Source organism: Phyllobacterium sp. SL163, assembly GCF_049896885.1.
GTDB classification, from domain to species: Bacteria; Pseudomonadota; Alphaproteobacteria; order Rhizobiales; family Rhizobiaceae; genus Phyllobacterium; species Phyllobacterium calauticae.
Map to the genome: position 1 here is coordinate 255,453 of NZ_JAFCVE010000002.1, position 20,391 is coordinate 275,843.

The window sequence follows — 20,391 nt, forward strand, 5'->3', positions numbered from 1 at the left end:
GGCCGAGGGTCAGGGCAGCTCGTAGAAGGTCTTGATCACGTCCCACGCCTCTTCGGCGTCATCGACAAAGGTGATCAATTCCCTGTCCGACGGCGAAATGACACCCTGTTCGGCCAGGAATTCAAAATTGATCGCCTTTTCCCAGAATGACCGGCCGAAGAGGAGGACCGGGATGCGCTCCATGCGCCCTGTCTGGATGAGTGTCAGCGTCTCGAATGTCTCGTCCATGGTGCCGAAGCCGCCGGGGAAAATCGCAAGCGCTTTTGCCCGCATCAGGAAGTGCATTTTCCGGATGGCAAAATAGTGAAAATTGAAGCAGAGCTCCGGCGTCACATATTCGTTCGGCGCCTGTTCGTGCGGCAGGACGATGTTGAGGCCAATGGTCGGCGCTCCGATATCGGCTGCACCGCGGTTGCCCGCTTCCATCACGCCGGGACCGCCGCCGGTAACAACGACAAACTCGCGGTTGTAGGTGGTCGCGGAATAGGTCGAGCATAGCTGGGCGAACTTGCGCGCCTCGGCATAATAGCGCGAGTTGGCTTCAAGGTTCTTCTTCTGCACTTCGTTCTTCGCGGCCCAGGCTTCACCGCCGGGCTCGGGAATACGCGCGCCGCCGAAAAGCACGACTGTCGAACGGATGCCCCGCTGGGTCAGTGCCATTTCCGGCTTGAGCAATTCAAGCTGCAACCGCACTGCGCGCAGATCGCGGCGTGTCATGAATTCCGGATCGGCAAAGGCAAGACGATAGGTGTCCGATTGTGTTTGCGGGGTCTCGGGAGCGGTTTCTACCCGCCGTACGGCTTCAGTGGAGTGGGAAAATGGCGTCCAGCCGTTTTTTTCATCGGTATTCAATTATATTCTCCTTCTGCGGACGCAAGTGACGCTTACAGACATTAAATCCTATTCGTCGTCCAACATTGTGGCGCTGCGATTGACCCTCTCACAGACTTATCTTACTAGGCCTTACATCAGCCTTAACCGCCCGTGCAATGGAGTGACCTGAAAATGTCCAAGCCCGACCTGGCCAGTCTTGAAAAGACCATCAACAAGGCCTTTGACGAACGCGATGCCGTGAACACCGAAACGCGCGGCGAAATACGCGATGCGGTTGACACATCATTGCTGCTTCTCGACAGCGGCGAAGCCCGTGTTGCCGAACGGCAGGCGGATGGTGCATGGACCGTCAATCAGTGGCTCAAAAAGGCAGTGCTCCTTTCCTTCCGTCTCAATCACATGGGCATCATCGAGGGCGGCCCTGGCGGTGCACCGTGGTGGGACAAGGTTCCCTCCAAGTTTGACGGCTGGGGTGCGACCGAGTTCAGCAAGGCGGGCTTCCGCACGGTGCCGAGCGCGATTGTCCGCCGTTCGGCCTATATTGCTCCGGGCGCCATCCTGATGCCGTCCTTCGTCAATCTCGGCGCCTATGTCGGCGAGGGGACAATGGTGGATACATGGGCCACGGTGGGCTCCTGCGCGCAGATCGGCAAGCACGTGCACCTTTCCGGTGGCGTCGGCATCGGCGGCGTTCTCGAGCCCATGCAGGCAGGCCCGACCATCATCGAAGACAATTGCTTCATCGGCGCCCGCTCGGAAGTGGTCGAAGGCTGCATCGTGCGCGAAGGCGCGGTCCTCGGCATGGGCGTGTTCATCGGCAAATCGACAAAGATCGTCGACCGCGCCACCGGCGAGATTTTCTATGGCGAAGTTCCGCCCTATTCGGTCGTTGTCGCGGGCACTCTGCCGGGCAAGCCTTTCCCCAACAATGAACCGGGCCCGAGCCTCTATTGCGCGGTGATCGTCAAGCGCGTCGACGAGAAGACCCGCTCCAAGACCTCGATCAATGAATTGCTGCGCGACTGATTAGGCGATTTACATCTGGACAGACGGAGATTCCCGACAGAAGCTGGTACCCAAGCCGATTCCATCTCAGCCGAGGTACCAGTATGACTGTGCAGGCTTCCCTTCTGACCCGCGATTATGACGCCAAGCGGCGCCATGCCATTGCCGCCGCCACCATCGGCAATGGCCTCGAATGGTTTGATTTTACCGTCTACGGCTTCTTCACGCCGATCATCGCGCGCTTGTTCTTTCCCGCAATCAATGACCTGACCTCGATCCTGCTCACGGTCGGCACCTATGGTGTCGGCTTTTTCATGCGCCCGGTCGGGGCAGTTGTTCTCGGTGTCTACGCCGACCGGAAGGGGCGCAAGGCGGCGCTGACCCTGACGATCCTGATGATGGCGTTCGGCACGGCACTGCTCGGCTTTGCGCCGACCTATGCACAAGCAGGCATTGTCGGACCGCTGGTTATTGTTCTGGCGCGGTTGATCCAGGGCTTTTCCGCCGGTGGAGAGATCGGCGGCGCGACGGCCTTTCTCATCGAGTATGCGCCGCCGGAAAAACGCGGGTTCTATGCCAGCTGGCAGCAGACAAGTCAGGCGCTGGCCGTTGTGCTCGGTGGTATCTGCGGCACCATCGTCACGCACGCGCTTGATCCCGCAGCCATCGACAGCTGGGGCTGGCGCGTGCCGTTCCTTCTGGGGTTGCTGATCGGACCGGTCGGGTTCTACATCCGCGCCCGCGTCGATGAGACGCCGGTCTTTACCGATAGCCACACGCAGAAGAGCGAGTCGCCGCTGCGTGACGCCCTCAGGGATCATCCGCGCGGGATTGCGTCCGGCTTTGGCGTCACCATTCTCTGGACGGTATGCACCTATGTGCTGCTGTTCTACATGACGACCTATGCCGTCAAGCAGCTCAACATCCCGCTCGCCGATGCTTTCGTTGCGACGACCATTGGCGGGCTGGTGCTGATGCTGGGTTGTCCCATTGCCGGGGCCTTGTCGGACCGCGTGGGGCGCAAGCGGCTGTTGCTGGCCGCCGCCATTGCCATCGGTGTTCTTATCTATCCGCTGTTCGCGTGGGTCAATGCCAAGCCCGATCTGATGACCCTGGCTATTGTCCAGGGCATTCTCGGGCTGCTTCTCGCCGCATTCACCGGACCGGCACCGGCGCTGCTGGCCGAGCAGTTTCCCGCCGGGCTGCGCTCCACCGGGCTGTCACTCGCTTATAATTTCGCCGTGACCATTTTCGGCGGTTTTGCCGCTGTCATCGTCACGCTCCTGATCGAGGCGACAGGTACGAAACTGGCTCCGAGTTTTTATGTGATGGCGGCGGCGCTGGTGAGCGCGCTGACGCTTCTGACCATGAAGGACAAGACGGGAAAGCCGATCGACTAACCGTTTACGCGACGAATTTCTGGCGGATCTCGGCCACCGCATGGCAGCGGACCGGCTGCCCCTCAGCCTGTTTGACGCAGGCAATGACCTTTTGCGCCAGGGGCGTGGGGACATTCTTTTCCCGGGCCAGTTTCACGATGACACCCTGGAGGTAATCGATTTCGGTGGTCCGGCCACGGGAAAAATCCTCCCACATGGATGAGCGGGCACGCGGGTCGATAGCCAGCATCCTGCGGGCGATGCGGCGGAAGAGAAAATCGGGCAATCGCAGAATCCAAGGGAGTATCGCGGGTGATACGCCCTGGACCGGGGCTGCAACAATGCCATGTGCGCGCATGACCTTGAGGCCTTCGCCCATCTGATCGGCAAGCAAGACGCGCCAGTCACGGTCTGCAAGCTGTGCGGCAAGCGGCAGGTTTGACAGGGCGTTGAGCGCGTTGTTCAGGTTCATCATCAGCTTGCCCCAGAGAATGCCTTGCATATTGTCGTGGTGGCTGACCGGAAGGTCCGGCGTCGACAGGGCTTCGGCCAGGCCTTCGACCTTGTTCTCGACAAGGATCGTGCCCTGCGTGGTGCGGCGTACGGTCAGGGGCAGTGCGCCCGCATCCGATTGGACAACGTTGAAAGGCACCATCCCGGCAATCACGGTCATGCTCTCCGGGAGGTTCTTTTGCAGAACGTCAGCATTGCCAACACCGTTCTGCAGGCTCACGACAATGCTGTCTGCAGGCGCGTATCTGGCAATCAGCCCCGCCATCTCTTGCGTCGCGCCGCTCTTGACCGCCACGAGAATGATCCGCGCCTTGTCGAAGGCAGTGGCAGGGTCCTGGGTGAGGGAAAGCCGGTCCGGGGGTAGAAGCCGCTCCGTGCCGTCGAGATTGACAATCTTCAGGCCGGCGCGCCGGATTTCGTCCGCCACCCGGGGCCGCGCCAGGAACGTGACTGCTTTTCCCGCGGCGGCAAGCTGCCCGCCGACATAGCAGCCAATGGAACCGGCACCTGCGACAACAATGCGGCTGGCGTTTTCAAGCATTGGCGGGCCCCGGTTTGACGCAATCGTCAGCCATTAAAACAGATGCGCGCATTGTGATCCAGTGCGTGACAGGATGCTGCTTTTGGATTATCGCTTTGCACATGACATCCTCGACAGATCCCGTAAAAAACCTCGCCCAACTCATTGCTTGTCCGTCGGTTACACCAGCGGAGGGCGGTGCTCTCACCACGCTTGAAGCCATGCTGGCGCCGCTGGGCTTTTCCGTCGAGCGCCCCACCTTCAGCGAAGACGGGACGCCGGACGTTGAAAACCTCTACGCCAGACGTTCGGGCAATGGGCCGCATCTGATGTTTGCCGGTCATACCGACGTTGTTCCCGTCGGTGACGCGGCGGCCTGGACCTACCCGCCGTTTTCGGCGACGATCCACAAGGGCGAGATGTACGGTCGCGGTGCGGTTGATATGAAGGGCGGCATCGCCTGCTTTGCCGCCGCCGTTGCCCGGCATATCGCGAAGAACGGTGCGTTGAAGGGCTCGATTTCCTTCCTGATCACCGGCGATGAGGAAGGCCCGTCGATCAACGGTACCGGTAAATTGCTGGAATGGGCCAAGGCGAGGGGCGAAACCTGGGATGCGGCCATCGTCGGCGAGCCGACAAATCCCGACAAGCTGGGCGACATGATCAAGATCGGCCGGCGCGGTTCGCTTTCGGGAACAATCACCGTTCACGGTGTTCAGGGGCACGCGGCCTATCCGCATCTGGCCGACAGCCCGGTTCGCGGGCTGGTGACGCTGGTGGACAGCCTGCTTTATCCGGCTTTCGACAAGGGGACGAAGAACTTTCAGGCGACCAACCTGGAAGTCACGACGATCGATGTCGGAAATCCGGCGGTCAACGTCATCCCGGCCAAGGCAACCGCGACGTTCAATATCCGTTTCAACGACACATGGACCGATGAGACGCTGATGGCGGAAATCCACAACCGTCTCGACAAGGCATCCGGACGCCGTAAGCTGCGGCCGGGCCGGAAAACCCCGGTCAATTACGAGCTGGTCTGGCGCGACCGGCCAAGCCACGTCTTTCTCACCCATGATGAAAAACTTATCGGCACGCTGACGGCTTCGGTCGAGGCCGTGACCGGCAAGCGGCCGCAGCTGTCCACGTCGGGCGGCACCTCCGATGCGCGCTTTATCAAGGATTATTGCCCGGTGGTCGAATTCGGGCTCGTGGGGCAGACCATGCACATGGTGGATGAGCGCGTGGCGGTCGCAGACCTGGAAACGCTGACACAAATTTACGAGCGGTTCATTGCCGACTTTTTTGCCTGAGCGACCATGCTGAATTTTGAAGACATCCAGCGTTATTTCTGGGGCTCGTGGCGGATCATGAACGGTCATGCCGACGGTCTGGAATTGTTCGACCTTTCCGAAGACGGTTTCTGGCAATCATTCCAGGCCATCACGGTATCGCTGCCACCCCTGATTTTGAGCTGGATTGTTTTTGCCAATGATGCGGTGGCCTTCCGGCCAGAAACGGGAACCCGGTTGTCCCTGATCGGCCGGATCGCCTTTGTCGATTTGACCGCGTGGGTTCTGCCATTGGTGGTGCTGCTGTTTGTTGCACCGCGCATTGGCCTGCGCAACCGTTTCAGTGTCTATGTGATCACCAGCAACTGGGGTTCCGCATTGGTGAACTGGCTGGTTGTGCCCGCCACACTGGTTCATATTTTCATTCCGACCCGGCCGCAGCTCTCGCTGGGTGTCGACCTCATCCTCAATGCCGTTGCGCTTGTTTTGACCTATCGATTGACGCATGTGGCATTGAAGAAAACCTATGCCTATACGACGGCGTTCTTCGCCATTCTGGTCACGGGATATATTGTTCTGGTGGTTGTTCTTCAGAGTGTGCTGGGCATTGCCATGCCGGAGCCGGTCACACTCGGATAATCCACACCGACGAGGTAGAGCCCGTAAGGCGGCGCGACAGGGCCGCAGGCCTTGCGGTCCCGGGCCGCAAGGGCATCGCTGACATCATCGGCTGTCCAGCGCCCGCAACCCACTTCGTTCAACGTTCCCGCAAATGAGCGAATCTGGTTGTGCAGGAACGAGCGCGCGGATGCCCTGATTTCGATGATTTCCCCGTTGCGAAGCACACTGAGGTGATCGAGCGATTTGACCGGGCTTTTTGCCTGACATTGGGTGGCGCGAAAGGTCGTGAAATCATGGGTTCCGACCAGTCGTTGTGCCGCCTCGTGCATTGCCTCCGCATCAAGCGGCTTCTTCACCCACCACGCGCGGAATGCTTCCAGCGGTGCCGGCGGGCGGCGATTGATGATGCGGTAGAGATAATGCCTGCCCGTCGCGGAGAAACGCGCATCGAAATTCTCGGTCATCCGCTCGACATTGATGATCCCGACCGTTTCTCCGGCCACGACCAGATGGGCGTTGAGCGCCTCGCGCACCTTGGCGCTGCTCCAGTCCTTGGTCAGATCCACATGGGCAATCTGGGCAATCGCATGCACGCCGGAATCGGTGCGGCCCGCTGCGCCAAGGGAGATGGTTTCGCCGCAAAACTTGAAGATGGCCTGCTCGATGGCTGCCTGAACGGTATGGCCGTTTTCCTGCCGCTGCCAACCCGCATAGGGGGTGCCGTCATATTCGATGGTGAGTTTGTAGCGCGGCATCAAAGGCCCTCGAACGCTCTGGAATAGACCAGCGTTCCCGACAGAGGTGCATCAGCGAAAGCCAGCGCCTGGAGATACTCGCCCTGATATTGGCTGGCAAAACCCGATGCCCGTGCATTCGTATAGCCGAAGCGGCCGTAATAGCCGGGATCGCCGAGGACAATGGAAAGGGTTTCGCCCATGAGCACCAATTCCTGATGCGCGGCCTTGATCAGTGCCGATCCGACGCCTTTGCCCTGGTGACCGGAGACGACACTGACCGGCGCCAGTGCAACCGCGTCAAAGCTGGTTCCATTCTCAACGCGCAGCCTTGAAAACAGGATGTGGCCCGCCAGGGCACCAACGAATTCCGCAACCAGTTCGAGCACGATATCGCCGTTGCCACTGAGTTGCTCGACCAGCCTTGCCTCATCCGGTCCCGCAAAAGCGTCTTCGACGATAGCTGAGATCAACGCGCGGTCCGCGGGCTGTACGCGACGAATGGTGATGCTGCTCATGGCAGCTTTGCCCCTTGCGCAATCTTGGCGCCGCGCTGGAATTCCTGCCCGTCCATCGCCTTCCCGCCCGCGCGCTGCAGCGCGCGCAAACGCACTGCACCTTCTCCGCAGGCAATGCGCAGATCGTCATCAAGCACCGTGCCCGGCACGCCGGCACCGGTTGCAAGCAGCGAGCGCAGCAACTTGACACGTTCAAGGCCGTCACCGATCTCCATCTCGCACCAGGCGCCCGGAAACGGTGCCAGACCGCGAATACGGTTATGGATGTCAATGGCCGGCAGGGTCCAGTCGATGCGGGTTTCAACCTTGGTGATCTTCGACGCGTAGGTGACACCGTCTTCCGATTGCGGCGTCAGGGTGAGGCTGTCCCGTTCCAGCGCGGCCATAGCGCGCACCATCAGGTCGGCGCCGATCATGCTGAGCTGGTCATGCAGTTCGCCCGCGGTCGTGTCGGGCGTGATCTTGACCTTTTCGGCCATGGCGACCGGGCCGGTATCCAGCCCCTCATCCATTTTCATGATCATCATGCCGGTTTCGCTGTCGCCCGCCATGATGGCCCGCTGGATCGGTGCGGCGCCGCGCCAGCGCGGAAGAAGCGAGGCATGGCCGTTGTAGCAGCCAAGGCGCGTGCCTTCGAGAATAGCGGTGGGCAGGATCAGGCCATAGGCCACCACGATGGCAACATCCGCATTGAGATCACGGAACGCCTGCTGTTCCTCGGGGCTGCGAAGGCTTTTGGGCGTGCGCACTTCAATGCCGAATTCTTCGGCATTGCGATGAACGGGCGAGGGGGTCAGTTCCAGCCCGCGCCGGCCTGCCGGACGCGGCGGCTGACTGTAGACGGCGACGATCTCATGGCCCTGACCAATGAGCGCGTTGAGAACCGGCACGGAGAATTCCGGGGTTCCCATGAAGACGATACGCAGGCTCATGGCTTACACCGCCAGCCGGCTCGGAACGCGATCCTTGGCAAGCTTCTTGAACTTCTTTATCACCATTTCACGCTTGAGGCGCGAGATGTAATCGATGAACAGAACGCCATTAAGGTGGTCGATCTCGTGCTGAAGGCAGGTTGCCAGCAAACCGTCCGCCTCGATCTCATGCTTCTTGCCTTCAATGTCGAAATAGGCGACGCGCACTTTTGCCGGACGTTCCACTTCCGCATAATAATCCGGAATGGACAGGCAGCCTTCTTCATAGATGTTGCGTTCGGTGCTCGACGACAAAATCTCGGGGTTGATGAAAACCTGAGGTGCCTTCGGTTCGTCTTCCTTGGCAAGGTCGATCACCAGCATGCGCAGCGGTTCCGCCACCTGAATGGCGGCGAGGCCGATCCCCGGCGCGTCATACATGGTGTCGAGCATGTCGTTGGAGAATTTGCGCAAATCGGCGTCAAAGCGCTCCACGGGTTTGGAAACCTGGCGCAACAGCGGATCGGGAAGAATGACAAGCGGTTTGATAGACATGAGCATCACCTAATATCTCGGCTTTCAACCGTCAATCCCGGCATAAATGGCATTTGTGAAAATGTTCTCGTTTTGATCTCACATTTGCCATCCGAATCGGTTAGTCTGCTTCCCATGGAAACATCACATTCACTCGACCAGCCATTGTTTCAGCTTGGTGCCACCTCGATATCGGTCGGTACCGCGCTGGTAATGGCGGCTGTCATCGTTGCACTTGCCATTGTCCTGTGCGGGATCGCGCTCTGGCGTTCGGCACGGGTACGGCTGATCGCGGAATTCCAGGCGGAAGACCGTGCGCGTGATGCGGAAGTACGGATGGCCGAGATCCTGAAGAGCCAGTCGGAGATGCAGGGCCGCATGCAGACCATGGCGGAACTTTTCGGTTCGCGCCAGGCGGAGCTCAACCAGTCGATCCGCGAGCGCCTCGACGGCATGACCAGCCGCATCGGCCAGACCATGACGGAACAGACGCAGTCGACCCATGAAAACCTGGCCAAATTGCAGGAGCGGCTGGCGGTCATCGATACCGCGCAGAACAATATCCAGTCGCTGGCCGGACAGGTTGTACAGCTGCAGGCGATTCTCGCCAACAAACAGACGCGCGGCGCTTTCGGTCAAGCACGCATGGAAACCATCATTGCCGATGGCCTGCCGCAGGGAGCCTATGAGTTCCAAGCTACGCTTTCCAATGGAAGCCGGCCGGATTGTATCGTCCGCATGCCGAATGGCGCGCCCAATCTGGTCATCGACGCCAAATTTCCGCTGGAAGCATGGAACGCCATCCGCGAGTCCGAGACACCGGATACGAAGAAACTGGCGCTTGCCCAGTTCCGCCGGGATATCGAGATCCATATTCGCGATGTTTCAGAGAAATACCTGATCAATGGCGAAACCCAGGATACGGCATTTCTCTTTGTCCCATCGGAATCCATCTTTGCCGAAATTCACGAGAATTTCGAAGGCATTGTGCAAAAAGCCCATCGTTCGCGCATCGTCATCGTTTCGCCATCGCTGCTGATGTTGTCCATTCAGGTCATTCAGGCGGTGCTCAAGGATGTTCGCATGCGCGAGCAGGCCCATCTCATTCAGGGTGAAGTGATCCGCCTGATGGAAGATGTCGGGCGTCTGGACGACCGGGTCCGGCGGCTGCAGACGCATTTCGGTCAGGCGAGCAAGGATATTGACGATATTCTCGTCTCGTCCAGCAAGGTGACGAAGCGCGGCCAGAAGATCGAGGCGCTGGAGTTTGTCGATCCGGCGGCCGGCGAACCCGCGAAGGGGCCGGATGCCAACAGGTCGGCAGCATCGGCGACGGGCCAGTTGCGCCTGCGCGTGGTGGATGAAGATTAGCCCTCAACGATTTTTTGCCGCCGCGTCTTCCAGCTACTTGCAGTCTGCGGTTTGACGAAGACGGACACGATGTCCGGGTTGGCCTGACGGATTGCTGTTTCGATACGCTCGACGCAGGCTTCGATCTCGGGTGCGGTAAGATGATCCTCAAATTCAATGCTGAGCCCGGCAACGATCTGCTTGGGTCCCATATGGACGGTCAGTACGCCGTTTGCCTGCTGAATGGCCGGATCCTTGCCGGCAATGTCAAGAATCTGCTGTTCCGCCTCGGGAAGTGCCGACTCGCCGATCAGCAGGCCCTTGCTTTCCCGGGCGAGGAAAATTGCAGTTGCACCGAGGATCATGGCAATGCCGATGGAGGCAACCCCGTCGAGTTCAGGCATGTCGAAGAATTGCGCCGCTGAAATGCCGGCAAACGCTACGATGAGTCCCAGCAGCGCAGCCGTATCCTCAAACAGGACGGTAAAGACGCTCGGGTCCTTGCTCTGTTGCACGGCTTCGAGATAGCCAAGCTTGCCCTTCATGGTTCGGAATTCTTTCAGCGCGACTGTCCATGAGATGCCCTCGAACAACAGCGCAAAGCCAAGCACCACATAATTGACAGTGGGATTGGCGACGGGCTCCGGCTCGAGAATGTGGGTGAGGCCTTCATAGAACGAGACGCCGGCACCCACGGCAAACACCAGCAGGGCAACAATGAAACTCCAGAAGTAAAGCTCGCGTCCATGCCCGAGCGGATGCGCCTTGTCGGCTGGCTTGGCAGCCCGCCGCAGACCGTAGAGAAGCAGGCCGCCATTTCCCGTATCCACCAGCGAATGAACGCCTTCCGACAGCATGGCGGAACTGCCGGTGAAGAAGGCGGCAATGAACTTGGTTGCCGCGATCAGAAGATTGCCGAGGATGGCGGCATAGATAACCTTCTTCGATCCCGCATGACTGCCAGATTGTGATGCCATAGAAGCCCCCTTTTCCCACGTCTCAACGTAGCAGGATTTGAATGGTTCCGGCACTGTTGTGCTGTTGCGGCGGCAAATGGTCGGAATGACGCTAGTCGTTGCTGCCGTCATGGGATAACCCTGCCACAAACGGCGCAGGGCATCATGGCTGATTCACAGGTAGAGAACGCAATTTTCCTCGGTATTGATACGGGCGGCACCTATACGGATGCGGTTCTCTGGTCGGAGGCGCGGGGTGTTATCGCCAAGGCAAAGGCTCTGACAACACGTCACGATCTGAGTGTGGGCATCTCCGGGGCGGTCGAACGCATTGTCGAAGAGGCTTCCGTTGATCCCGGCCATATCCGCCTTGTGTCCATGTCGACGACCCTGGCCACCAATGCTCTTGTCGAAGGACAGGGCGGACGAATCGCGCTTGTCATGGTCGGGTTCTCGCCGGCGGATCTGGAGAAGGCGGACCTCGGGTCTGCCCTTGGCTCCGATCCCGTCGTCTTCCTGCCGGGCGGGCACGATGTCTATGGCCGCCCGCAACCTTTCGAGGTCTCGGCGCTGCAGGAGGCCTTGCCGCGCCTCAAGGAAGAGGTGACGGGCTTTGCAGTCTGCGCCTATTTTGCCGTGCGCAACCCCGAGCATGAAATTGCCATTCGTGATCTTGTGCGCGCTGAGACGGGTCTGCCTGTTACCTGCAGTCACGAACTTTCAGCCAAGCTGAATGGTCCGCGCCGGGCCCTGACAACGGTCCTCAATGCGCGGCTCATCGCCATGATCGACCGTCTGGTGGCGGCGACGGAGGGTTTCCTCTACCGGCGCGGCATTCATGCGCCGCTCATGGTGGTGCGCGGCGATGGTGCACTGGTGTCGGCGGCTTTTGCACGGCACCGCCCGATTGAAACGATCCTGTCGGGACCGGCTGCCAGTCTTGTCGGCGCGCGCCACATGACGGGCCTCGACAATGCCATCGTGTCCGATATTGGCGGGACGACCACGGACGTTGCCGTTCTCGACAATGGCCGTCCACGGCTTGATCCCAATGGCGCCACCGTTGGCGGTTTCCGCACCATGGTCGAGGCGGTGGCCATGCGCACGTTCGGACTGGGCGGCGATTCAGAGGTGTCGCTGGACGACAATGCCATGGCACCGCGCATCATGCTTGGACCAAGGCGGCTGGTGCCGCTGTCGCTGCTTGCGGCCAATCACGGTGCCATCGTCATCGATCATCTGGCGCGGCAGGTGAAGACGGCCAATCCCGGACGCCTGGATGGCCGTTTCGCTTTGCTGACCGGCGTTCCCGAGCAAATGGCATCCGGATTGAGCAAGGGTGAAGCCGAGCTCTATCAGCGGATCACCCGGGAGCCGCAGCCGCTCGACCGGCTCCTGAACTCGGTTTCCCAGACCGCGACGATCAATCGGCTGGTTGCGCGGGGACTCGTTCATCTCTCGGGGTTCACGCCGTCCGATGCCTGCCACGTTCTCCATCTGCAGAACAATTGGAACGGCGAGGCGGCGCGCTATGGCGCCATTCTCTATGCCAGGCGCAAGGACGGCGCGGGCCGCCCGCTGTGCGATACGCCGGAAGAAATTTCGCGGCGCACCTATGACGCGCTCATTCGCCGTTCATCGGAAGTGGTGCTGGAAACCGTGTTTGCCGAAGATGGATTGGATGGACCTGACATGGTGGCCAGTCCGCTGACCCAGCGCGCGCTTTCCGGGCAGGGCGGTATTGCCGGTGTCAAGCTTGATATTGACCGGCCACTGATCGGCCTGGGTGCTTCCGCTCCCGTCTATTATCCCGCCGTTGGAGCCATGCTGGGTGCGCCAAGCATTGTTCCCGTCGATACGGACGTTGCCAATGCGCTCGGTGCCGTGGTCGGGCAGGTGCGCGTATCGGTCGAAGCCCACATCGGTCAGCCCGCCGAAGGGATTTTTCGCGTGACAGCGGGGGAGGCGATGAAGGACTTTCAGGACGAAGATCTCGCGATTGCCTTCGCTGAAGAAACGCTGCAAGGGCAGGTTCGCAGTTTCGCGCTGGAGGCTGGCACCGACGAGGCACAGGTCACCATCGCCCGAAACATCAGCGCTGCGACTGTTGAAGACCAGCGAAAATTCATCGAAGCGGTGCTGGTTGCAACCGCAACCGGCAGGCCTCGCATTGCCCACTGATTGATTGTTTCCCTTCTGGCACAAATCATGTTCATTTAGGCCGAATTGACGGGGAATGCTTTGGTGTGTTCAAGGGTACGCTAACAGAAAATCTTAAGGAGTATAGTATGAGCGAGCGGGTCGAGATCGATGGTCTGAAGGTGGCGAAAGAGCTCTACGACTTCGTGGCTAATGAAGCGGTGGTCGGAACATCGATCAATGCCGACGCCTTTTTCCAGGGTCTGGCAGCAATTGTCGATGATCTGTCGCCCAAGAACCGGGCCTTGCTCGCCAAGCGCGATGCATTTCAGGAAAAGCTCGATGCGTTCTATCGCGAAAAGCGGCAGACAGGATATACGCCAGAGCAATATGAAGCGTTCCTGCGGGAAATTGGCTATCTGCTGCCTGAGGGCGGAACATTCTCCGTCTCGACCGACAATGTGGATCCGGAAATCGCGGTAACGGCCGGACCGCAGCTCGTGGTGCCTGTCATGAACGCCCGCTATGCGCTCAACGCGGCCAATGCGCGTTGGGGTTCGCTTTACGATGCGCTCTACGGCACCGATGCCATTCCGGAAACCGACGGCGCGGAAAAGGGCAAGGCATTCAATCCGCTGCGTGGCGCCAAGGTCATCGCTTGGGCCAAGGCCTTTCTCGATGACAGTGCGCCGCTCGATGGTGCACACTGGGCTGATGTGACCGGTCTTTCCGTTGATCACGGCACGCTTGTGCTCAAGACCGCCAATGGGGTCTCGCCGTCGTTGAAGGAGCAGGCACAGTTCGTTGGCTATAAGGGCGATGCTTCCAGGCCATCCTCCATTCTTATGGTGAAGAACGGCATGCATGTGGAGATCGTCATCAACGCCGATCATCCCATTGGAAAAACCGACCCGGCCAATATTGCCGATGTGGTGCTGGAATCGGCACTCACCACGATTCAGGACTGCGAGGATTCCGTTGCTGCCGTCGATGCGGAAGACAAGGTTGTCGTCTATCGCAACTGGCTCGGCCTGATGAATGGCGATTTGCAGGATACGTTTGAAAAGGGCGGCAAATCGGTCACGCGCAAGCTCAATCCCGACCGGGGCTATACGGGGAAAGACAGCAAGCCGCTGACGCTGCCCGGCCGTTCGCTCATGCTGGTGCGCAATGTCGGTCATCTCATGACCAATCCGGCCATCCTCGACAAGGATGGCAATGAGGTGCCGGAAGGCATCATGGATGCGGCAATCACCGGCCTGATCGCCCTGCACGACGTCGGCCCCAAGGGCCGCCGCATGAATTCGCGCGCCGGTTCGATGTATGTCGTCAAGCCGAAAATGCACGGCCCGGAAGAGGTCGCCTTTGCCTCGGAGCTGTTCGGACGCGTTGAAGCCCTGCTCGGCATGCAGCCCAACACGATGAAGATGGGCATCATGGACGAGGAGCGTCGTACGACGGTCAACCTCAAGGAAGCGATTCGCGCTGCGAAAGAACGGGTTGTTTTTATCAATACCGGCTTCCTCGACCGCACCGGCGACGAGATTCACACCTCGATGGAGGCGGGTCCGATGATCCGCAAGGGTGACATGAAGCAGGCATCGTGGATCGGCGCCTATGAAAACTGGAATGTCGATGTCGGGCTTGAGTGTGGCCTTTCCGGCCACGCGCAGATCGGCAAGGGCATGTGGGCCATGCCGGACCTCATGGCAGCCATGCTTGAACAGAAGATTGCCCATCCGAAGGCCGGTGCCAACACTGCATGGGTGCCGTCGCCGACGGCCGCCACGCTGCATGCCACCCACTATCACAAGGTTGATGTAGCCGAGGTACAGGCAAAGCTGAAGACGCGCGGCCGCGCCAAACTCAGTGATATCCTGTCGGTGCCGGTCGCTTCGCGGCCCAACTGGACACCGGAAGATATCCAGCGCGAGCTCGACAACAACGCCCAGGGCATTCTGGGGTATGTCGTGCGCTGGGTAGATCAGGGCGTCGGCTGCTCCAAGGTCCCGGACATCAACAATGTCGGCCTGATGGAGGATCGCGCCACGTTGCGCATTTCCGCCCAGCACATTGCCAACTGGCTGCATCACGGCGTTGCCGGCGAGGCACAGGTTCTGGAAACGCTGAAGCGCATGGCCGGGGTCGTCGACAAGCAGAATGAGGGCGATCCGCACTACCAGCCGATGGCCGCCGATTTCGACGCATCAGTGGCGTTTCAGGCCGCTTGCGATCTGGTGTTCAAGGGGCGGGCACAGCCGAACGGCTACACCGAGCCGGTCCTGCACCGCCGCAGACTGGAACTGAAAGCCAAGCGCGCGGCTGCATAGCGGCCGATGCGCGCTCTTCGCCTCCTGGCCCTGGTGTTTCCGGCGTTGTTGGCCGGAGCGGGGCTTGCGAGGGCGCAGGGCGCAGAACCGGCCATTGAAATCCTCAACTGGGGTCTGACGCGGGCGAGGGATGTCGGCACTGAAGCGGCACCGGATACGCCGACAGGTTATAACCGGCTCGTCGACGGGCCGGTCGACGTTGTCAGGGCCGACAAAATAACCGCCTGCCTCGGGACCAGTTTCGGCGTGATGTATGCCGCGTTCAATGTCCCCGATTTCCAGGTCGTGCCGATCATGATCGTTGTCCGGCATCCGGTCATTCACACGCCTGATGGCCGCAGTATGCAGCGCAGCAGCTGGCCCGACGGCGCCATCCGGCAGCAGCGCTATGCGGGCTGGGTGTTCGAGAAGAGCTACGAACTGGTTTCCGGTGTCTGGACCTTTTCCCTGCAGGACACGCATGGGCGCGAGTTTGCCACCAGGAGTTTCGACGTGACCGCCGGCAGCTGTCCCATATCCTGATAATGGCCAAGCCCGTTCAGATATCGTGCTGGATCGGCATTTCCTCTCCCTGCGGCGACGCGGATCGCGGGAATTTGCAAATAGCAATTGTCACGGAGCAAAATTAGACTATTTGATAATCACGAAAACTCCCGTGTCTCTCATATAATTTGGCGATTGGGTTTATCCATGAGCGATTTGCCCCATTCAGTTCTTCAGGACGCCCATCGGCTGGCTGCCCTTGCTGAATATGATGTCCTTGATACGCCGTCAGAGCCGGCATTCGATAATATTGTCTCTCTTGCCAAGCAGATTTGCGAGACACCGGTTGCTTTGATCAGCCTGGTCGCCGGAGACCGGCAATGGTTCAAGGCGCGGTCCGGCTTTGAGACCTGTGAAACACCTTTGGAGCAATCGGTTTGTGCCCATGCGCTGCCGACGGGCTCTGTCCTGGTCATTCCCGATCTCACACTGGATGAGCGCACCAGGCACAATACCCTGGTGACGGGAGAACCCCATATCCGGTTCTATGCCGGGGCCGTTCTCAATACACCCAGCGGCGAGGCGATCGGAACCCTGTGCGTGATCGACAGCGTGCCGCGCCCCGGCGGGCTGACCGAAGCACAAACCGAGGCCCTTCAGGACCTTGCCGAGCAGGTCATTACCATCCTCGAACTGCGCCGGGTGCTGGAAAACCGCAACGACGTTGTTCTCCAGCAGCAGCGCTCGATTCGCTCCAGCCTAAAACGGGCCCTGTCGAGTGAAGCGGCGCGCAACAAGCAGTACCGGGTCGATGGATGGCTTGGTCCCGCGCAACAGGCGGGGGGCATCGGGGCATTCGAACTCAATCTTAAAACCAATATTGCGCGCGTTACACCCGAAATGTGCAGGCTATACGGACTGCCGGAGAGCGAGCAATATTCCGCTCCGACGTTCGAGGTGCTGACCTATGCGGACGACAGGCATCTGGTTTCCGATCAACCATCGCGCCTTGATGGCAACGTCATGCTTGATATCGAATACCGGATCCGCCGTGCCGATGACGGGTCGCTGCGCTGGCTGAGCCGCCGTGGCGAGCTCACCCATGACGAGGCTGGCCAACCCGCGTTTTTCCGTGGCACGGTCCAGGATGTCACCAAGCGCAAGCAGGCGGAAATCCGCCAGGCTGCCCTCCTCGAACTGGGTGACAGTATTCGCGACGCCCATACAACGGGCGAAGCTGCGGAAATTGCCTCACGGATTCTCGGTGAAAACCTGAATGCCGGTCGTGCGGGATTTGCCATCATTGATCTGACGGCGGATCTATTCAATGTCGAGCGGGATTGGACAGCGGCCGCACTGAAGTCCATGGCCGGCCGCCACTCGCTGGTGAACTTCAAGGCGACGATCAAGAACTCGCAGATCGGGATTCCGATTGCCGTCTCCGACATACCGGGAACGGACTGGCTGGCGCAGGATTATGACGGCTATGCCGCCCTTCAAGCCCGATCGTTCATCAATGTACCGCTGATGCATGCCGGTGAACTCGTGGGGCTGATGTTTGTTCACGGCGAGAATCCGAGGGATTGGCAGACCGACGAGATTCAGTTTGTCGTGAGCATTGCCGACCGAACCTATGCGGCGATTGCCAAGCTGCAGGCCGAACATGAACAGGGTATTCTCAATCAGGAATTGAGCCATCGCCTGAAAAACACGCTTACCATGGTTCAGGCCATTGCGACGCAGACATTGCGCGATGCGCCGCAGGACGCGGTCGAGGCATTCAAGCAGCGCCTGATGGCGCTCAGCTCGGCGCACAATGTGCTGCTGCACCAGAACTGGTCGGCCGCGCGTATCCGCTCGGTGCTGGAGAGCGTCTTGGCGCTGCACGGCGAAACAGCGCAGTTCGTCTTGCGCGGACCCAATCTCAATCTCGGGCCAAAGGCCGTCCTTTCCCTGTCGCTGCTGCTGCATGAACTTGCTACGAACGCACTGAAATATGGATCGCTGTCCAACAGGCAGGGCAAGGTGGAGATCAGTTGGGAAATCCAGCGTGCTTCGTCGCAGATGGAATTTGTTCTGACATGGCGCGAGAGCGGAGGCCCGGCCACAACTGCTCCCGAAAAGAAGGGATTTGGCTCGCGCCTGATCCGTTTTGGCCTGTCGGGCACCGGGGATGCCGATATTCAGTATGAGAAAGAAGGGCTTGTGGCGCGGTTCAGGGCGCCGCTGGCACTGGTCATGGATAATTGATCAAGATCTTTGGTTAATCCGCACGGACGGTCGGCGGCGCGTGGGTCGACTTTGGTATGCATTGTTTGCCGCATCATTCGATGCTAAAATCATGCCTGAACCAGGAAGCCGGAAATGCGCACCACACTTGCTCTTGATGATGAGCTTATTGCCAAAGCACAGGATTTCACGGGATTGCATGAAAAATCCGCCCTCGTTCGGGAAGCCCTCAAGGCTTTGATCGAACGAGAAAGCGCACGCCGGTTGGCGCTTCTTGGAGGGAGCGAACCAGGTTTGAACACGATACCCCGCCGCCGCATCGGATCGGGCGCATAGGCGTGATCCTCGCCGATACATCGATATGGATTGATCATTTGCGCGTTGGCGATGCCGAATTAAAACTGCGTCTCAACACCAATCAGATAATGGTTCACCCATTCATCGTGGGTGAAATTGCTTTAGGCATTTTACGGCAACGTGACCTCATCCTGGCTGCCCTTCGTGATCTGCCGAAGGTGAAAATAGCCAACGAGGAGGAAGTCCTGCATTTTATCGATGCCGAAGCGCTGTTCAGTCTTGGTATCGGCTATGTCGACGCGCACTTGCTGGCGGCAACGCGGCTAACACCCGGCACGCGGTTGTGGAGCAGAGACAAGAGATTGGCTGCCGCTGCCGCTCGCCTGCAACTCAACGTTGACTTTCCGTGATGCGGACAAGGTACAGGATTCAGTATTCGCGATCGAGGCGGCAATCAGCAACAGGACTGAAAAGCCTCGTGCAATTTTGACCAGATTAATGCGTGCCGCCCCGAACACTACTTGTTTGCTGGCTGATTCTTGTTTACGCGATTGGCCATGAAACTGCTTGCGCTTGATACGGCCTCCACTCGTTGCTCCGTTGCTGTTCTCGATGTCGAGACCGGGACCGTGCTTGCCGCAACGAGTGAGGATATTGGCAAGGGACATGCGGAGCGTTTGATGGCCTTCATTGAACAGACGTTGAACCGTGCAGCGGTGCCGATCAGTGCCATCGGCAAGATCGCGGTCAGCATCGGTCCGGGATCATTCACCGGCGTGCGTGTCGGCGTTTCCACGGCGCGCGGCTTTGGTCTTGCCTTGCAATGTCCGGTCGTGGGTGTCAGCACGCTTGAAGCATTGGCTTTTGATGCACGGCGTGTGTTTCCGGAACGTCCCGTCCTGTCGATTATCGATGCACGTCGCGACGAGATCTATGCGCAGTTCTTTGCGCCGGACGGTTCTGCCGGTTCGGTGCCCGGTGTGACAACCATACCGGACGTGTTGTCTGCCTTGTCGGAACGGCCAGACGATGTCGTGTTGTCCGGTTCGGGCGCGGCCCTCGTCAATGATGGCAAGGAACACAAGCTCGATGTGGCCGTAACGACGTCGACGGGAACGATTGAAGCCTTTGCCCGGCTGGGCGCTCTGCGCTCGGTTGATGGCGAAGCGCCGAAGCCGCTCTATCTGCGCGGGCTCGACGTCAAGCCGCAGCAGGGTTTTGTCCTGCGAAGGAAGGTCTCGGAATGATGGGCTTTCCCCTCGGTAATCTGCGCAACCGTCCTTTTGTCATTGAACCCTTGGCAAGCACGGATTCGATTCACCTGGCAAAGCTGCACGCCCTGACGTTCAGTCAGCCATGGAGCGATGAGGAATTCCATGCGCTGATGATGCAAGGGAATGTCTTCGGTTTCATTGCGCGGGAAGAGGGCAGGCGATCTGCGCCTCCCGGCGGCTTCGTGCTGGCAAGGCTCGTTGTCGACGAGGCGGAAATCCTGACGATAGCTGTGGCGCCGTCCGCGCAGCGGCGTGGTCTTGGCCATGCCTTGATGGACGCGACCCTGCGCCATCTGCACAATGCCCGGGCGGAAATGCTGTTTCTGGAGGTGGACGAGACAAATATGCCGGCCCTGGCGCTCTACCGCCGCCTTGGATTCAAGCAGGTGGGCAAACGTCCCGGCTATTATGAAACTGCGGGCGGCCGTTCCGCGGCCCTGACCATGCGCCGTGACCTGAAGCGGGCACGCTGACA

General features: G+C 59.6%; 20 protein-coding genes. 13 read left to right on the forward strand and 7 right to left on the reverse strand.

Translation table 11 applies throughout. The annotated features are described in order from the left end of the window. Positions 1 to 9 precede the first annotated feature (9 nt). The gene (locus ACP7B1_RS04810; RefSeq protein WP_223612113.1) at positions 10 to 852 is read right to left on the reverse strand and encodes an LOG family protein; all 843 of its coding nucleotides are present in this window, start codon (positions 850 to 852) and stop codon (positions 10 to 12) included. 153 nt (positions 853 to 1,005) lie between these two features. On the opposite strand from ACP7B1_RS04810, the gene dapD reads away from it, so the two are divergent. Both dapD and ACP7B1_RS04820 read left to right on the forward strand, forming a co-directional pair. After that, on the forward strand, positions 1,006 to 1,860 hold the full coding sequence (dapD, locus tag ACP7B1_RS04815) for a 2,3,4,5-tetrahydropyridine-2,6-dicarboxylate N-succinyltransferase (protein ID WP_346308146.1): 855 nt from the start codon (positions 1,006 to 1,008) through the stop codon (positions 1,858 to 1,860). A gap of 83 nt (positions 1,861 to 1,943) precedes the next feature. After that, complete coding sequence (locus ACP7B1_RS04820) at positions 1,944 to 3,239, forward strand: MFS transporter (protein ID WP_346308145.1); 1,296 nt, start codon at positions 1,944 to 1,946, stop codon at positions 3,237 to 3,239. 4 nt (positions 3,240 to 3,243) lie between these two features. Here ACP7B1_RS04820 and ACP7B1_RS04825 read toward each other — a convergent pair whose 3' ends face one another. Then, positions 3,244 to 4,272 (reverse strand): 2-dehydropantoate 2-reductase, encoded by a 1,029-nt coding sequence (locus ACP7B1_RS04825; protein ID WP_346308144.1) that lies wholly within the window; start codon positions 4,270 to 4,272, stop codon positions 3,244 to 3,246. Positions 4,273 to 4,373: 101 nt separating this feature from the next. Here ACP7B1_RS04825 and dapE point away from each other — a divergent pair, with 101 nt between their 5' ends. Both dapE and ACP7B1_RS04835 read left to right on the forward strand, forming a co-directional pair. After that, positions 4,374 to 5,561: a succinyl-diaminopimelate desuccinylase gene (gene dapE, locus ACP7B1_RS04830; protein ID WP_346308143.1), complete on the forward strand. Its 1,188-nt coding sequence runs from the start codon at positions 4,374 to 4,376 to the stop codon at positions 5,559 to 5,561. Positions 5,562 to 5,567: 6 nt separating this feature from the next. After that, on the forward strand, positions 5,568 to 6,179 hold the full coding sequence (locus ACP7B1_RS04835) for a hypothetical protein (protein WP_346308142.1): 612 nt from the start codon (positions 5,568 to 5,570) through the stop codon (positions 6,177 to 6,179). On the opposite strand, the gene truA is transcribed toward ACP7B1_RS04835, so the two are convergent. Genes truA through def form a run of 4 tightly spaced genes read right to left on the reverse strand, consistent with a single transcriptional unit; the run spans position 6,131 to position 8,879 of the window. Continuing rightward, positions 6,131 to 6,916, reverse strand: coding sequence for a tRNA pseudouridine(38-40) synthase TruA (gene truA / locus ACP7B1_RS04840; RefSeq protein ID WP_346308141.1), 786 nt, complete (start codon positions 6,914 to 6,916; stop codon positions 6,131 to 6,133). The genes ACP7B1_RS04835 and truA overlap by 49 nt on opposite strands. Continuing rightward, positions 6,916 to 7,413 carry an N-acetyltransferase gene (locus ACP7B1_RS04845; protein WP_346308140.1) on the reverse strand — a complete coding sequence of 166 codons (498 nt, stop codon included), beginning with the start codon at positions 7,411 to 7,413 and terminating at the stop codon, positions 6,916 to 6,918. The genes truA and ACP7B1_RS04845 overlap by 1 nt, the downstream gene beginning before the upstream one ends. After that, positions 7,410 to 8,339 carry a methionyl-tRNA formyltransferase gene (gene fmt / locus ACP7B1_RS04850; RefSeq protein WP_288191829.1) on the reverse strand — a complete coding sequence of 310 codons (930 nt, stop codon included), beginning with the start codon at positions 8,337 to 8,339 and terminating at the stop codon, positions 7,410 to 7,412. The genes ACP7B1_RS04845 and fmt overlap by 4 nt, the downstream gene beginning before the upstream one ends. Positions 8,340 to 8,348: 9 nt before the next feature. After that, positions 8,349 to 8,879 carry a peptide deformylase gene (gene def / locus ACP7B1_RS04855; RefSeq protein WP_426136625.1) on the reverse strand — a complete coding sequence of 177 codons (531 nt, stop codon included), beginning with the start codon at positions 8,877 to 8,879 and terminating at the stop codon, positions 8,349 to 8,351. A gap of 114 nt (positions 8,880 to 8,993) precedes the next feature. On the opposite strand from def, the gene ACP7B1_RS04860 reads away from it, so the two are divergent. Then, on the forward strand, positions 8,994 to 10,229 hold the full coding sequence (locus tag ACP7B1_RS04860) for a DNA recombination protein RmuC (RefSeq protein WP_346305915.1): 1,236 nt from the start codon (positions 8,994 to 8,996) through the stop codon (positions 10,227 to 10,229). Here ACP7B1_RS04860 and ACP7B1_RS04865 read toward each other — a convergent pair. Continuing rightward, complete coding sequence (locus tag ACP7B1_RS04865) at positions 10,226 to 11,185, reverse strand: cation diffusion facilitator family transporter (protein WP_426136628.1); 960 nt, start codon at positions 11,183 to 11,185, stop codon at positions 10,226 to 10,228. The genes ACP7B1_RS04860 and ACP7B1_RS04865 overlap by 4 nt on opposite strands. A gap of 144 nt (positions 11,186 to 11,329) precedes the next feature. Between ACP7B1_RS04865 and ACP7B1_RS04870 the strand changes: the two genes are divergently transcribed. The 8 genes from ACP7B1_RS04870 (at position 11,330) to rimI (ending at position 20,389) form a co-directional block, all read left to right on the forward strand. Next, the gene (locus ACP7B1_RS04870) at positions 11,330 to 13,345 is read left to right on the forward strand and encodes a hydantoinase/oxoprolinase N-terminal domain-containing protein (protein WP_426136630.1); all 2,016 of its coding nucleotides are present in this window, start codon (positions 11,330 to 11,332) and stop codon (positions 13,343 to 13,345) included. 107 nt (positions 13,346 to 13,452) lie between these two features. Beyond that, positions 13,453 to 15,633 carry a malate synthase G gene (locus ACP7B1_RS04875; RefSeq protein ID WP_346305918.1) on the forward strand — a complete coding sequence of 727 codons (2,181 nt, stop codon included), beginning with the start codon at positions 13,453 to 13,455 and terminating at the stop codon, positions 15,631 to 15,633. 6 nt (positions 15,634 to 15,639) lie between these two features. Beyond that, the gene (locus ACP7B1_RS04880; RefSeq protein WP_346305919.1) at positions 15,640 to 16,155 is read left to right on the forward strand and encodes a DUF3859 domain-containing protein; all 516 of its coding nucleotides are present in this window, start codon (positions 15,640 to 15,642) and stop codon (positions 16,153 to 16,155) included. A 168-nt stretch (positions 16,156 to 16,323) separates the two neighbouring features. Continuing rightward, on the forward strand, positions 16,324 to 18,366 hold the full coding sequence (locus tag ACP7B1_RS04885; RefSeq protein WP_346305920.1) for a GAF domain-containing protein: 2,043 nt from the start codon (positions 16,324 to 16,326) through the stop codon (positions 18,364 to 18,366). A gap of 114 nt (positions 18,367 to 18,480) precedes the next feature. After that, positions 18,481 to 18,681: a type II toxin-antitoxin system VapB family antitoxin gene (locus tag ACP7B1_RS04890; protein WP_346305921.1), complete on the forward strand. Its 201-nt coding sequence runs from the start codon at positions 18,481 to 18,483 to the stop codon at positions 18,679 to 18,681. 2 nt (positions 18,682 to 18,683) lie between these two features. Beyond that, a complete protein-coding gene (locus ACP7B1_RS04895; protein WP_346305922.1) occupies positions 18,684 to 19,052 on the forward strand; it encodes a type II toxin-antitoxin system VapC family toxin in 369 nt (122 codons plus the stop codon). Positions 19,053 to 19,199: 147 nt separating this feature from the next. Next, positions 19,200 to 19,889: a tRNA (adenosine(37)-N6)-threonylcarbamoyltransferase complex dimerization subunit type 1 TsaB gene (gene tsaB / locus ACP7B1_RS04900; RefSeq protein ID WP_346305923.1), complete on the forward strand. Its 690-nt coding sequence runs from the start codon at positions 19,200 to 19,202 to the stop codon at positions 19,887 to 19,889. After that, positions 19,886 to 20,389: a ribosomal protein S18-alanine N-acetyltransferase gene (gene rimI / locus ACP7B1_RS04905; RefSeq protein ID WP_288191787.1), complete on the forward strand. Its 504-nt coding sequence runs from the start codon at positions 19,886 to 19,888 to the stop codon at positions 20,387 to 20,389. The genes tsaB and rimI overlap by 4 nt, the downstream gene beginning before the upstream one ends. Positions 20,390 to 20,391 lie beyond the last annotated feature (2 nt).